This is a genomic window from Streptomyces sp. M41 (assembly GCF_043673425.1).
Classification (GTDB): domain Bacteria; phylum Actinomycetota; class Actinomycetes; order Streptomycetales; family Streptomycetaceae; genus Streptomyces.
This window is the reverse complement of the sequence record NZ_JBIMKE010000004.1, coordinates 66,493-79,793: the sequence shown is the minus strand read 5'-3', so window position 1 is coordinate 79,793 and position 13,301 is coordinate 66,493. Positions and strand designations below refer to the sequence as shown.

The following is a 13,301-nucleotide window of genomic DNA, read 5'->3' as shown; positions in this document are numbered from 1 at the left end:
CCGCGTAAACTATCAGGGACCCTGCCTGATAGATAGCGGATTTACCGGCCGCCGCCGCACGGCGCCGCTGATCTGGAAGGATCCCGGCATGCCCGCATCCCCGAGCACCGCCCGGGCCATCAACGACCGGCTCGCCCTACGCCTGCTCCAGCAGGAGGGCTCGTTGACGGCAGGCCAGTTGAAGCAGCTGACCGGCCTGTCCCGCCCCACCGTCGCCGACCTCGTCGAACGCCTCACCGCGGCCGGCCTCATCGAGGTCGTCGGCGAGGCCGGGGAGCAGCGCCGCGGGCCGAACGCCAAGTTGTACGGCATCGTCGCCGGCCGCGCGCATCTGGCGGCGCTGGACGTCCGTACCGAAGGTGTCTCGGTGATGGTGTCCGACTTGGTCGGGAACGTGCTCGCCGAGTCGTCGCTGCCGATCGGGGGTGACATCGGGACGGGACCCGCGGTGGAGCAGGCCGTGGCGCTGGTGGAACGGGTCGTGAAGGAGTCGGGGGCGGACCGGCTCCACACGGTGGGCATCGGCGCGCCGGGCCTGATCGACCCCGCGACCGGCGAACTGCGCGGCTCCACCGGGCTGCCCGAATGGCACCGGCGCCTGGTGGCGGCCCTCCAGGAACGGTTTCCCGAGTCCCGCGTCAGCGTCGAGAACGAGACCAACCTCGCGGCCCTCGCGGAACAGCGCGACGGGGTGGCCCGCGACCGGGACACCTTCGTCCTGCTCTGGCTGGGCCACGGCACGGGAGCGGCGGTCGTCCTCGACGGCGCGCTGCGCCGCGGTGCCTCCGGCGGCACCGGCGAGATCGGCTTCCTGCCGGTGCCGGGGACGCCTGGCCTGCCGTCGGCCGTGGATTGCGAGGGGGGTTTTCATTCGCTGGCGGGGTCGGCGGCGATCGTGGAGTTGGCGGGGGAGTACGGGCTGACGGTGGACGGGACGGGTTCGCACGAGCCGGTGGCCGCGAGGGTCGTCAGGGGTGCTGTGGAACTGGTGACGGAGGGCGGTGAGGAGGGGGGCCGGGGAGCGGGTGACGGGAACCGGGCCGGGGCCGGCGAAGCCGGTGATTTTCTCGACGTCCTCGCCGACCGCATCGCCATCGGAGCCGCCTCCGTCGTCGCGATCCTCGACCCCGGTTGTGTGGTGCTCGGCGGAGAGGTCGGACAGGCCGGGGGTGAAGCCCTCGCCGGGCGGGTGGAGGAGCGGATCCGGCGGATGTCGCCGCTGGTGACCGTGGTGCGCCCGAGCGGTCTCGGCGGCGTCGCGGTGCTGCGCGGAGCGCTCCTCACCGCGCGGGACAAGGCCCAGGACGAGCTCTTCGCGCCGCCGGAGCGCTGACCCGAAGCCCCTCGGGACCCCTGGCCGGCCTCACACGCCCCGCTGACCCCCGAACCGCCGCGCCAGATACTCCTCGAACGTCCCCTTGCCCACCGTGTGCCCCGGCGCCAGGTGACCGCCCGAGCAGAAGCCCCGGTACGCCTTGCCCCAAAGCGGTACCTTCACCACCCGTCGCCTGCGGCACGTCGCCGCCAGGTAGGCGCGGGCCAAGGAGTCGAGGGTGCGTACCTCGGGGCCGCCGATGTCCTCGACACGTCCCGCCGGGGCGGCCAGGGCGAGTTCGGCGAGGCGGTCCGCGACTTCGGCCACCTCGACGGGCTGGTCCCGCACGCCGGCCGGTACCGGCATGACCGGCAGCTTGGACACGTTCTGGAACAACTGCACGAGCAGATCGTGGAACTGCGTCGCACGCAGCACGGTCCAGGCCAGTCCCGACTCCACGATCAGCCGTTCCACGGCGAGCTTGCTCCGGTAGTAGCGCAGCGGCACCTGGTCGACACCGACGATCGAGATGTACACCAGGTGCCCGACACCGGCCTTGCGCGCCGCCGCGATCAGATGCGCGGCGGCGTTCTCGTCGCCGCCGCCCGGCGAGGAGGCGCAGTGCACGATCGTGTCCACGCCCGCCACGGCCTCGTCCAGCCCGGGGCCGCCCTTGCGCAGGTCGACGGCGTACGGCTGGCTGCGCCGGCTGAGCACCCGCACCTCGTGCCCGTCCGCGCGCAGCCGCTCGGTGACGAGCCGGCCGAGCGTTCCGGTACCGCCGGTCACCAGGATCGTGGTCATCTGTTCAGCCCCTTCGGACACCGGGCACTCCCGGATGGAGCGCCCTTCGCCGACTGAGACCGAGTACCCCCAGGAAATGTGACAGCTCAGGGGGAGCAGAGATCGAAAGCCGCCACGACACCCCTCACCCCCGCCCCAACTGCCCCCGCACGAATCCCAGCTTCTCCGGGTTGACCACGGCCCACGCGTGCCCGATCAGGCCCTCCCGTACCTCGAACGCCACCACCGACAGGAGTGTGTCGCCCGCCCACACGGCCAGCGCGTCGGTGCCGTTGATCTCGACCGTCGTGAAGTCCACCCCGGTGAGGAACGTCCGCGTCGCGCCCGCCAGGAACCGGGAAACCTTCTCGCGTCCCTCGATCGGCCGCCTGGCCGCCGAGACCTTGCCGCCCCCGTCGCTCGACCAGATCACATCGGCCGCCAGCAGTTTCTCCAGCCGGCCCAGATCACCGTCCCGAGCGGCTGCGACGAAGGACGCGACGAGTTCTTCCTGCCGCTCGGGCGTCGACTCGAACCGGGACCGCGGCTCCCCCACCCGCTGGACCGCCCGCCGGTAGAGCTGCCGGCAGTTCGCCTCGGTCAGGTCCAGTACCCCGGCGATCTCCCGGTGGCCGTACGCGAAGGCCTCCCGCAGCACGTACACGGCCCGTTCGGTCGGCGTGAGCCGCTCCAGCAGCACCAGCATCGCCATCGACACGGCGTCCCGCTGCTCGGCCGACTCCAGCGGCCCGAGCGTGCCGTCCGAGGTGGCGACGGGCTCCGGCAACCAGGGCCCGACGTAGCGTTCGCGCCGCGCCCTTGCCGAGGTCAGCCGGGTCAGGCAGAGGTTGGTGACGACCTTGGCGAGCCAGGCCGCCGGATGCTCGATCCCGCTGCGGTCGGCGCCGCTGAAGCGCAGATACGCGTCCTGGACGGTGTCCTCGGCCTCGTCGGCGGAGCCGAGCATCCGATAGGCCAGCCCGAACAGCCGGGGGCGATACGTCTCGAACTCGTCGGCGGTCGTGATCGTCATGCCTGTCACCCTGCCAGAACGGCGGCAGGCCGATGTTGGAAGACCCGGCGGCGGGCAAGGGCCGTCGTCACCGCCACCGGGCCGTCTGCGCGGGCTCGGCAGGCCACGGCCCCTGCCCCGCCCCGGTCGCCGGACCGAAGAAGTTGCGCCGACCCTAAAAGGACTAGACCAGTCGGGTCAATAGGTATGGACCAATCTGGAGGCGGAGGAGGGGGAGTTGAGGTCGGGAAAGCCCGCCCGGAGGTCAGTCGGGGAAAAACAGCCGGAGAGTGCCGGCCGAAGATGGCCAGTCATGCGCCCTGTGAGGCACCCCACAGCACTCGCCCGCATGGACGCTTGCCTGGCGTGGCAAACTGGCCCTGTACCAGAAGCAGCGCACTCCGGGGTCGGTGAAAGTCCGAACCGGCGGTTACAGTCCGCGACCCGGTCGCCTCCAGCGACCGGTTGACCAGGTGAAATTCCTGGACCGACGGTTAAAGTCCGGATGGGAGGCAGTGCGCGGCGGGCGGGCATTCGTGCGCGCCGCCGTACCGGTTCGTCCATGAGGCGAGCCCTGTCCGGCGTCGCCCCCGGTGTCCCTGCTCGTACATTCTGTCGTCTTCGACAGCCCCGGAGTCCGTGCCCGAATGAGGCAGGAGGACCCGGGACGTGTTCACCGGAATCGTCGAAGAGCTGGGCCATGTCACGGCCGTCGAGACCCTCGACGACGCCTGTCGCTTCCGACTGCGCGGCCCCGTCGTCACCGAAGGCGCGAAGCACGGCGACTCCATCGCGGTCAACGGCGTCTGCCTCACGGTCGTCGAGCACGAGGGCGACGAGTTCACCGCCGACGTCATGGCGGAGACCCTCGATCGCTCCAGCCTGGGCGTCCTCACCGTCGGCTCCCGCGTCAACCTCGAGCGCCCCACCGCCGTGGGTGCCCGCCTCGGCGGGCACATCGTGCAGGGGCACGTCGACGGCACCGGTGAGGTGCTGGAGCGCAAGCCCTCCGAGAACTGGGAGATCGTCAAGATCTCGCTGCCCGCGGACCTCTCCCGGTACGTCGTGGAGAAGGGCTCCATCACCGTCGACGGCATCAGCCTCACCGTCGTCGACGCCGGACCCGACTACTTCACCGTCAGCCTCATCCCCACCACCCTCGACCTGACCACCCTCGGCCTCAAGCAGCCCGGCGACCCGGTCAACCTCGAGGTGGACGTCATCGCCAAGTACGTCGAGCGGATGCTGGGCGACCGGTTCTCCTCCGGCCCGGTCTCCTCCGAAGGGACGACGGCCAAGTGAACTCGCTGAACTCCGAGGCCTTCAGCCTCTTCGGCCAGCACATCCTCTGGTCGGACATGGTCGGCAACCTCTTCGGCCTCGCCGCCCTCGCCCTCGGCTGGCGGCGCTCCATATGGACCTGGCCCGTGCAGTTCCTCGCCGGCCTGATCCTGTTCGGCGCCTTCTTCGGTCATCTGACCGGCAGCGCCGGCAAGCAGGCCGTCGTCATGCTCGTCGCCCTGTACGGCTGGTGGCAGTGGCAGCGCGGCAAGGGGCAGACGGAGGACGGCCACATCGCCGTACGGTTCGCCACCTGGCGCGAGCGCGCGGTGATGGCCGCCGCAGCCGCCGCGGGCACGATCGCGGTGGCGCTGCTCTTCAAGGCGTACCCGACCCTGTCCTGGGACCCATGGCCCGACGCCTACATATTCGTCGGCACCGTCGTCGCCATGTACGCCCAGGCGCGCGGCATGGTCGAGTTCTGGTTCGCCTGGCTGCTCGTCGACCTCGTCGGCGTGCCCCTCAACTTCGCCAACGGCTACGCCTTCTCCGGCTTCGTCTACGTCATCTACGGCGCACTCGTCCTGTGGGGCATGCGCGACTGGTGGCTGCGCTCCCGCAACGACGCGCGGCCCGTCCTGGAAGGAGTGCCGGCATGACTGCGGCATCGATCCTGTACAGCCCCGACGCCGTCGAGGACCTCACGCTCGACCCCGTCGAGCAGGCCATCGCCGACATCGCGGCCGGCCGGCCCATCGTGGTCGTCGACGACGAGGACCGCGAGAACGAGGGCGATCTCGTCATCGCCGCGGAGAAGGTGACACCGGAGATCGTCGCCTTCATGATGAGCGAATGCCGCGGACTGATCTGCGCGCCCATGGAGAGCGACGAGCTGGACCGGCTGGGTCTGCCGCAGATGGTCGACGACAACACCGAGTCGATGAAGACCGCGTTCACCGTGTCCGTGGACGCGTCCGCCGCCCACGGCGTGACCACCGGGATCTCGGCCTCCGACCGCGCGACCACGCTCCGCCTCCTCGCGGACGGCGGCGCCGAGCCGGCCGACTTCGTGCGCCCCGGCCACATCTTCCCGCTGCGCGCCCGCTCCGGCGGTGTCCTCGTGCGCAACGGCCACACCGAGGCCGCCGTCGACCTCGCCCGGCTCGCGGGACTGCGCCCGGCCGGCGCCATCGTCGAGATCGCCGGCGAGGACGGCGAGATGCTGCGGCTGCCCGAACTGATCCCGTTCGCCCGCAAGCACGGCCTCACGATCATCTCCATCGAGGACCTGATCGCCCACCGCCGTCGCCTCGAGCGCCCGGCACCGGCCGAGCAGGACCCGGACCCGGCCCCGGCCGGGCAGAACCCGACGACGACGGGACAGACCCCCGCCCTCGGCGACCAGCGACCCGCCCCGAGCGACCAGCACCCCGGCCTCTCCGTGCAGCGCCGGCCGGCCGAGCCCCTGGTCCGCCGCGAGGCCGAGGTCCATCTGCCCACCGCCCACGGCACCTTCACGGCGTACGGCTACCGCTCCGCCGCCGACGGAGTCGAGCATGTCGCCCTCGTCCACGGCGAACTGGGCGACGGCGAGGACGTGGTCGTTCGCATCCACTCCGAGTGCCTCACCGGAGACGTCTTCCACTCCCTGCGCTGCGACTGCGGCCCCCAGCTGGAGGCGTCCCTGGAGCGCATCCAGGCCGAGGGCAGGGGAGTGGTGGTTTATCTGCGCGGCCACGAAGGACGCGGCATCGGCCTGATGTCCAAGCTGCGCGCCTACGAACTCCAGGAGCGCGGTCGCGACACCCTCGACGCCAACCTCGAACTCGGCCTGCCCGCCGACGCCCGTGACTACGGCGCCGGTGCGCAGATACTCGCCGACCTGGGCGTGCGCAGCGTCCGCCTGCTGACCAACAACCCGGACAAGACAGACGCACTGGTCAGTCATGGCATCGAAGTCGCCGACCGCGAGCCGATGCCGGTGGTGGCCGGTGAGCACAACCTCCGGTACCTGCGCACCAAGCGCGACCGGATGGGCCACGACCTGCCCTGGCTGGACCCGGCCCCCACGGCCCCCCTGGCCACCTGCACCAACCAGTAAGAGCAAGCACACCGAGGAGACCTGAGAACGTGAGCGGCAAGGGCGCACCGGAGCTGTCCGTACGCAATGTGGGTGACCTGCGGGTCGCCGTCGTCGCGGCGCAGTGGCACGAGAAGGTGATGGACGGTCTGGTGGACGGCGCCCTGCGCGCCCTGCACGACCTGGGGATCGACGAGCCGACCCTCCTGCGGGTCCCCGGCAGCTGGGAACTGCCCGTGGTCGCCAAGGTCCTCGCGGGCCGCGGCTACGACGCGATCGTCGCCCTGGGCGTCGTCATCCGCGGCGGCACCCCCCACTTCGAGTACGTCTGCCAGGGCGTGACCCAGGGCCTGACCCAGGTCTCGGTCGACACCGGGGTCCCCGTCGGCTTCGGTGTGCTGACCTGCGACACCGAGGAACAGGCCCTGGACCGGGCGGGCCTGGAGGGCTCCAACGAGGACAAGGGGCACGAGGCGGTGACGGCGGCCGTGGCCACCGCGGCCACCCTCCGCTCAGTATCCGAACCGTGGCGCTAAGTGGGTTGGCACACCGCGTAGAGTGGGCGCCACCATGTCCAAGAAGACTTTCGAGGAGCTCTTCACCGAGCTCCAGCACAAGGCCGCGAACGGCGACCCCGCCACTTCCCGCACCGCAGAACTGGTCGAGAAGGGCGTCCATGCCATCGGCAAGAAGGTCGTCGAGGAGGCCGCCGAGGTCTGGATGGCCGCCGAGTACGAGGGCAAGGAAGCGGCGGCCGAGGAGATCTCCCAGCTGCTGTACCACGTCCAGGTGATGATGGTCGCCCGTGGGATCTCCCTGGACGACGTCTACGCCCACCTCTGAGTACCAGCAAACCCAGCACACCGTAAGAGCGAACGAAGGAAGCCGACCTCATGCTGCGCATCGCCGTCCCCAACAAGGGTTCACTGTCCGGCCCTGCGGCGGAGATGCTGCATGAGGCCGGCTACCAGCAGCGACGCGAGTCCAAGGAACTGCGGATCGTCGACCCGGAGAACGACGTCGAGTTCTTCTACCTCCGCCCCCGCGACATCGCCATCTATGTCGCCTCCGGGCAGCTCGACATCGGCATCACCGGCCGCGACCTGCTGATCGACTCCAACGCCGACGCCGAGGAGATCCTGCCGCTCGGCTTCGCCCGCTCCACCTTCCGTTTCGCCACCAAGCCGGGCATCGTCGGCGACGACCTGGCGGACCTGAAGGGCAAGACGGTCGCCACCTCCTACGAGGGCATCGTCGCCAAGCACCTCGCCGACAACGGCATCGACGCCTCCGTCGTCCACCTCGACGGCGCCGTCGAGACCGCCATCCAGCTCGGCGTCGCCCAGGTCATCGCGGACGTCGTCGAGACCGGCACCTCGCTGCGCAACGCCGGCCTGGAGGTCGTCGGCGAGCCGATCATGAAGTCCGAGGCCGTCGTCATCCGCAGCACCGGCGCGGACGGCGAGGACCCCAAGGTGCAGCAGTTCCTGCGCCGGCTCCAGGGCGTCCTGGTCGCCCGGACCTACGTGATGATGGACTACGACTGCCGCGTCGAGCAGCTGGAGAAGGCCGTCGCCCTCACCCCGGGCCTGGAGTCGCCGACCGTGTCGCCGCTGCACAACGAGGGCTGGGTCGCCGTGCGCGCCATGGTCCCGGCGAAGGAAGCCCAGCGGATCATGGACGACCTGTACGACATCGGCGCCCGGGCCATCCTGACCACGGCCATCCACGCCTGCCGCCTCTGACCCGAGGGGCCGTACACCGATGTCCGAACAACTTCCCGCCCTGCCCGTCACGTTCCGCCCGGGCCGCACCCGTGCCGTCCTGCTCACCGCGGGAGCCGCGATCTTCGTGGTGATCACCGTGGTCGCCCTGCTGCTGGACCGGCTCAGCCCCGGCGAGCGGGTGAGCTTCATCTTCACCGCCGCGCTGATGGCCGGCGTGCTGGCCATGCTCGCCCGCGTGAAGGTCGTCGCCGACGACAGCGGCGTCACGGTGGTCAACATCGCCACCCGGCGCCGTCTCGAATGGGCCGAGATCGTCCAGGTGAACCTCCGCCCGGGTGATCCCTGGGTGTTCCTCAACCTCAGCGACGGCACCAGCCTGCCCGCGCTCGGCATCCAGCCCGGCATCGCCAAGCAGCGTGCCATCGCCGACGCGCGCGCCCTGCGGGCCCTCGCCGAGGCCCGCTCCACGAGGGAACCCGGGGAGCGGGAGGGCTGACTCGGTGACGTCGGCCCTGACGTAAATCCCGGTGTCTTGATTAATCTGTTGGCGGAGGCGTTTGTCGTGACGCCTCCGCTTCTGATGTTCCGAGCGGACTTCAGAGGCCCCCTGCAACCCGAGGAGTGATTCCCTCCAGCGATGGACGGATCGTCCTGTAGTACCTGCGCCGCCCCCTCCCGAGATACCGAGGCGGCGGCATCATGACCACCCCGTTGCTGCTCCTGACGGCCGCGTTCGTCCTGATTCTCGCCAATGGCTTCTTCGTGGCCGCCGAGTTCGGCCTGGTCACGGTGGAGACCACGGACGCCGAGAAGGCCGCCGCCGAAGGCGACCGAAGGGCCCACCGCGTCGTCGAGTCGCTCAAGGAGCTGTCCTTCCAGCTCTCCGGCACCCAGCTCGGCATCACCATCACCTCCCTGGTCGTCGGCATGCTCGCCGAACCGGCGCTCGCGGGGCTGCTGGGCGGCCCCGTCACGGCGATCGGCGTCCCCGAGGGCGCCGTGTCCGGTGTGGCGGTGGTCGTCGGCATGCTGCTGGCCTCGGCCGTGCAGATGGTGATCGGCGAGCTCGTGCCCAAGAACTGGGCGGTGTCCAGGCCGATGCAGGTCGCGCGCTTCGTCGCCGGCCCGCAGCATGTGTTCGCGCGGCTGTTCCGCCCGGTGATCGCCGCACTGAACTCCGTCGCCAACCGCCTGGTGCGCGCCATGGGCATCGAGCCCGCCGAGGAACTGGCCTCCGCCCGCACCCCCGGTGAACTCGTCTCCCTCGCCCGGCACTCCGCCCAGGCGGGTGCCCTGGAGCAGGACACCGCGGACCTCTTCGTACGGACGCTGTCGCTCGCCGAGCTGACCGCGCAGCATGTGATGACACCCCGGGTGAAGGTGAGCGCGCTCCAGGCGTCGGCGACCGCCGAGGACGTGGTCAACCTGACCCGCGCCACCGGTCTGTCCCGCTTCCCGGTGTACCGGGAGAAGATCGACGAAATCGTCGGCATGGTCCATCTGAAGGACGCGCTGGCGATCCGTTCGAGTGAGCGGCTGCGCACCCCGGTCGCCGGCATCGCCCGCCCGGCGCTGCTCGTGCCCGAGACCCTGCCGGTCCAGCCCCTGCTCGCCCAGCTGCGCAGCGAGCAGCCCATCGCGGTCGTCGTCGACGAGTACGGCGGTACGGCCGGGGTGGTCACGCTGGAGGACATCGTCGAGGAGATCGTCGGCGAGGTCCGCGACGAGCACGACGACGTGCTCAACGAACCGCCCGAACTCGCCGCCGCCCCGGCGGAGGACGGCCGGCCCGCCTGGGACGCCGACGGCAGCTGCCGTGTCGACATCCTCCTGCGCATAGGACTCGACGTACCCGAGGGTCCGTACGAGACCGTCGCCGGACTGGTCGCCGATCTGCTCGGCCGGATCCCGGCCGTCGGTGACAAGGCGGAGCTGCCGGGCTGGCGGCTGTCGGTGCGCCGGGTCGGCCACTACCGGGCCGAGCGGGTCCGGCTGGTGCGGACCGGAGCCGTGGTGGAGGTCGCCCGATGAGCGTGCTCCAACTTCTCTTCGCCGCGCTGCTCGTGCTGGCCAATGGGTTCTTCGTCGGCGCCGAGTTCGCCCTCGTCTCGGTACGCCGCAGCCAGATCGAACCGCTGGGCACGGCCCGCGCCCGTCAGGTGCTGTACGGCCTGGAACGGCTGCCCCAGATGATGGCCGCGGCCCAGTTCGGCATCACCGTCTGCTCCCTGACGCTCGGTGCGGTCGCCGAGCCCACGGTGGCGCATCTGCTGGAACCGGTGTTCCAGTGGGTCCATCTGCCGGCGGGCGTGATCCATCCGCTCACCTACGTCATCGCCCTCGCCGCGGTGGTCTTCTTCCATCTGGTCATCGGCGAGATGGTGCCGAAAAACCTGGCCATGGCGGCGCCGGAGAAGGTCGCGCTGTGGCTCAGCCCCGGCCTGGTCTGGTTCGCCCGCTTCTGCAAGCCGATCACCGCCGCCCTCGGCGCGGTCGCCCAGGCCATCCTGCGGCTCTTCCACGTCGAGCCGAAGGACGAGGTCGAGGCGGTGTTCACCAGCGAGCAGCTCAACCGGCTCGTCGAGGACTCCGGCCAGGCGGGGCTGCTCGACCCGGAGGAACAGGAACGCCTCGAGGACGCCCTGGAGCTGGGCTCGCGCCCGGTGACGGACGTGCTCCTCAAGCGGGAGTCCCTGGTCACGGTCCGTCCGTCGGTCACACCGGGCCAGATCGTGGCGCTCACCGCCCGCACCGGGTACTCCCGCTTCCCGGTGGCCACGGAGAACGGCGCCTTCATGGGCTATCTGCATGTGAAGGACGTCCTGGACCTGGAGGAGTCGGAACGGGCGGTGCCGCAGCATGTCTGGCACCCGATGACGACGCTGCGCTCCGAACTCCCGCTCGACGACGCCCTCACCGTGATGCGCCGCGCCGCCACCCACCTCGCCCAGGTGGCCGACGCCTCCGGGAAGGTCCTCGGCCTCGTCGCCCTGGAGGACGTACTCGAACTCCTGGTCGGCGAGGTGCGCGACCCCGCACACCGGGAGCTGTCGGAGGTACGGGTCACCGGGCCGCGGCTGAACAGCGGGGAGCCGGAGGAAGCGCTGGCCGGCTGAGGCGGGCGCCGTGCCGCAGGGTCCGTCACACGTCACATCGCGGACGGATCCTGCGGCCCTCTGCCCGACAGGACCTCCCCATAGGCCTGCATCAGATCCGGAAGCCGAAGTGTCGACAAGTCGTCCCGCGTCAACGCCCCCGGGTAGGTCGACAGCCGCAGATCCCGGTACGCACAGCTCTTCTCGTACAGCGTCCGCAGGAACCGCCCGTTGCCCAGCTCGTCGATCCACCCCTGATCGACCACATGCCCGGCGATGGACCGCAGCTCGTCCAGCGCTTCCTCGTCCCACACGTCACCGTTCTCCGCGGCGAGCACCTCGCCGATCGAGGTCAGTTCGAGAGGACGGTACGAAGGAAAGTCGACGCGGGTCGTGAAGCGCGAGGACAGACCGGGGTTCGCGGCCAGCAGCCGGTCCATGCCCTCGGGATAGCCGGCGAGGATCACCACCAGGTGGTCCCGGTTGTCCTCGGCCCGCTTCAGCAGCACCTGGAGGGCCTCGTCGCCATAGGCGTCGCCCTTGCCGTAGCCGGTGTTGGACAGGGAGTACGCCTCGTCCACGAACAGCACTCCGCCCAGCGCGGAGTCGATGAGCTCATTGGCCTTCACCGCCGTCTGGCCCAGATACTCGCCGACCAGGTCCGCCCGCTGAGCCTCCACGAGATGGTCGCCGCCGAGCAGTCCGAGGGCGTAGAAGACGCGGCCCAGGATGCGCGCGACCGTGGTCTTGCCGGTGCCTGAGGGGCCGGAGAAGACGAAATGCCGTTTGGGCGGCTGCACCGGCAGGCCCTGCCCGGCGCGCAGCCGGGCCATGTTCAACTGCGCCGACAGCGCCTTGACCTGCCGTTTCACGGGCTCCAGCCCCACCATGCGCTCGAGCTCGGCGAGCGCCTCTTCGAGTAACGCGGGGTCGGTCGGCCCGGCGGGCAGGGACTGCGCGGGCCCCGCCGTCTTCTCCCGCACCGCCGGATCGACCACCGACGGCACCGACGGCACCGACGGCAGCGGACCGGCCGGCGGCAGATCGGGATCGGGTAGCCGCAGATCGCGTCCCTCGGTGCCGAAGAGCGGATCGAGCATGTCGGGGCCGTCCGCCATGTCCTGCCCGACCCCGGTCAGCGTGATCGCCGCGAAGTCGGCGGTGTCGTCGTACCCGTCGCCCTCGGCGATCGCCGCGAGCCGGGCCGAGGTATCCATGAAGGCGGGATCGACACGGTGTACGGCACGGTAGAGCGGTAAGGCGGCGGCCGACCGGCCCGTGCCCTCGTGCGCCCGGGCCAGCCAGTACCGCAGCTCCTTGCGCTGCGGCTGCTCGCTGCGGCAGCGCATCAGCGCGGCCGACAGCAGCGGCTCGGCCTGCCCGTACATCTCCAGCCGTACCCGTGCCATGCCGCCGAACAGGCCGGCCTCGATGCCGAGCATCGGGTCGTCGAGCAACGAGTCGGTGTGCCGTACGAGTTGCTCCCAGTCCTTGACCAGATAGGCACGGCAGGAGTGCAGGAAGCGGACCTGGTGGTCGGTGTCCACGGGCGGGAGCCCGGCGAGCGCCCGGTCCAGCTCGGGGACGTGCCGTCCGTCCAGCCAGTGCGAGGCGTGCGCCAGCAGCAGATCCCGTGGGCTCTCCAGGACGGGCTGCACCCACCAGCCGAGCCAGTACCAGGAGTTGAGAGTGCGCCGGTGCCGGGTGCGCTGTTCCCCGAAACGTTCCCGGTGCCGGAACATCCGCAGCAGTGCGGTCGTCGTGTCCACGCGCAGCGCGTGCAGGCCGAGCCAGCCGTCGGCCATCCCGGGATCGATGCGTACGGCGGTGCGGAACTCCTCCTCCGCCTGCGGATAGGCCCCCATCGTGTAGGCGTCCACACCTCGCAGCCAGGCGAGGTCGGCCGGGGCCTCGGGGCCCTGCGTGCCGAAGTCCATCACGTCCCCCACAAACCGTGCCCCCGTCGGTTGGCCGACCGCTCGTCCGCCGGGCCGCGTTGTTCGAACCG

General features: G+C 70.7%; 13 protein-coding genes and 1 riboswitch. Of the genes, 10 read left to right on the top strand and 3 right to left on the bottom strand.

Annotation, left to right across the window (positions count from 1 at the left end):
* Positions 1–88 precede the first annotated feature (88 nt).
* Positions 89–1,333 carry an ROK family transcriptional regulator gene (locus ACHBTE_RS06875; RefSeq protein ID WP_394722553.1) on the top strand — a complete coding sequence of 415 codons (1,245 nt, stop codon included), beginning with the start codon at positions 89–91 and terminating at the stop codon, positions 1,331–1,333.
* Between the two features lie 30 nt (positions 1,334–1,363).
* Here ACHBTE_RS06875 and ACHBTE_RS06870 read toward each other — a convergent pair whose 3' ends face one another.
* On the bottom strand, positions 1,364–2,119 hold the full coding sequence (locus ACHBTE_RS06870; RefSeq protein ID WP_394722552.1) for an SDR family oxidoreductase: 756 nt from the start codon (positions 2,117–2,119) through the stop codon (positions 1,364–1,366).
* A gap of 124 nt (positions 2,120–2,243) precedes the next feature.
* Positions 2,244–3,131 carry an RNA polymerase sigma-70 factor gene (locus tag ACHBTE_RS06865; protein ID WP_394722551.1) on the bottom strand — a complete coding sequence of 296 codons (888 nt, stop codon included), beginning with the start codon at positions 3,129–3,131 and terminating at the stop codon, positions 2,244–2,246.
* Positions 3,132–3,502: 371 nt separating this feature from the next.
* A riboswitch (FMN riboswitch) is annotated at positions 3,503–3,633 on the top strand.
* Positions 3,634–3,779: 146 nt separating this feature from the next.
* On the opposite strand from ACHBTE_RS06865, the gene ACHBTE_RS06860 reads away from it, so the two are divergent.
* From ACHBTE_RS06860 to ACHBTE_RS06820, 9 genes are all read left to right on the top strand, one after another.
* Positions 3,780–4,412: a riboflavin synthase gene (locus tag ACHBTE_RS06860; RefSeq protein WP_394722550.1), complete on the top strand. Its 633-nt coding sequence runs from the start codon at positions 3,780–3,782 to the stop codon at positions 4,410–4,412.
* Positions 4,409–5,050, top strand: a complete 642-nt coding sequence (locus tag ACHBTE_RS06855) for a nicotinamide riboside transporter PnuC (protein WP_394722549.1) — start codon at positions 4,409–4,411, stop codon at positions 5,048–5,050. Before ACHBTE_RS06860 ends, ACHBTE_RS06855 begins: the two co-directional genes overlap by 4 nt.
* Positions 5,047–6,492, top strand: a complete 1,446-nt coding sequence (ribB, locus tag ACHBTE_RS06850; RefSeq protein ID WP_394722548.1) for a 3,4-dihydroxy-2-butanone-4-phosphate synthase — start codon at positions 5,047–5,049, stop codon at positions 6,490–6,492. The genes ACHBTE_RS06855 and ribB overlap by 4 nt, the downstream gene beginning before the upstream one ends.
* A gap of 29 nt (positions 6,493–6,521) precedes the next feature.
* Entirely contained in the window at positions 6,522–7,007 is a 486-nt protein-coding gene (ribH, locus tag ACHBTE_RS06845) for a 6,7-dimethyl-8-ribityllumazine synthase (RefSeq protein WP_356578558.1), read from the top strand.
* A 34-nt stretch (positions 7,008–7,041) separates the two neighbouring features.
* Positions 7,042–7,314 (top strand): phosphoribosyl-ATP diphosphatase, encoded by a 273-nt coding sequence (locus tag ACHBTE_RS06840; RefSeq protein WP_257562976.1) that lies wholly within the window; start codon positions 7,042–7,044, stop codon positions 7,312–7,314.
* Between the two features lie 50 nt (positions 7,315–7,364).
* Entirely contained in the window at positions 7,365–8,216 is an 852-nt protein-coding gene (gene hisG, locus ACHBTE_RS06835) for an ATP phosphoribosyltransferase (RefSeq protein WP_394722547.1), read from the top strand.
* A 19-nt stretch (positions 8,217–8,235) separates the two neighbouring features.
* Positions 8,236–8,694: a PH domain-containing protein gene (locus ACHBTE_RS06830; protein WP_394722546.1), complete on the top strand. Its 459-nt coding sequence runs from the start codon at positions 8,236–8,238 to the stop codon at positions 8,692–8,694.
* Positions 8,695–8,897: 203 nt separating this feature from the next.
* Positions 8,898–10,229, top strand: a complete 1,332-nt coding sequence (locus tag ACHBTE_RS06825) for a hemolysin family protein (RefSeq protein WP_394722545.1) — start codon at positions 8,898–8,900, stop codon at positions 10,227–10,229.
* The gene (locus ACHBTE_RS06820; RefSeq protein ID WP_394722544.1) at positions 10,226–11,314 is read left to right on the top strand and encodes a hemolysin family protein; all 1,089 of its coding nucleotides are present in this window, start codon (positions 10,226–10,228) and stop codon (positions 11,312–11,314) included. The genes ACHBTE_RS06825 and ACHBTE_RS06820 overlap by 4 nt, the downstream gene beginning before the upstream one ends.
* A gap of 32 nt (positions 11,315–11,346) precedes the next feature.
* Here ACHBTE_RS06820 and ACHBTE_RS06815 read toward each other — a convergent pair whose 3' ends face one another.
* On the bottom strand, positions 11,347–13,230 hold the full coding sequence (locus ACHBTE_RS06815; protein WP_394722543.1) for an AAA family ATPase: 1,884 nt from the start codon (positions 13,228–13,230) through the stop codon (positions 11,347–11,349).
* Between the last annotated feature and the right edge of the window lie 71 nt (positions 13,231–13,301).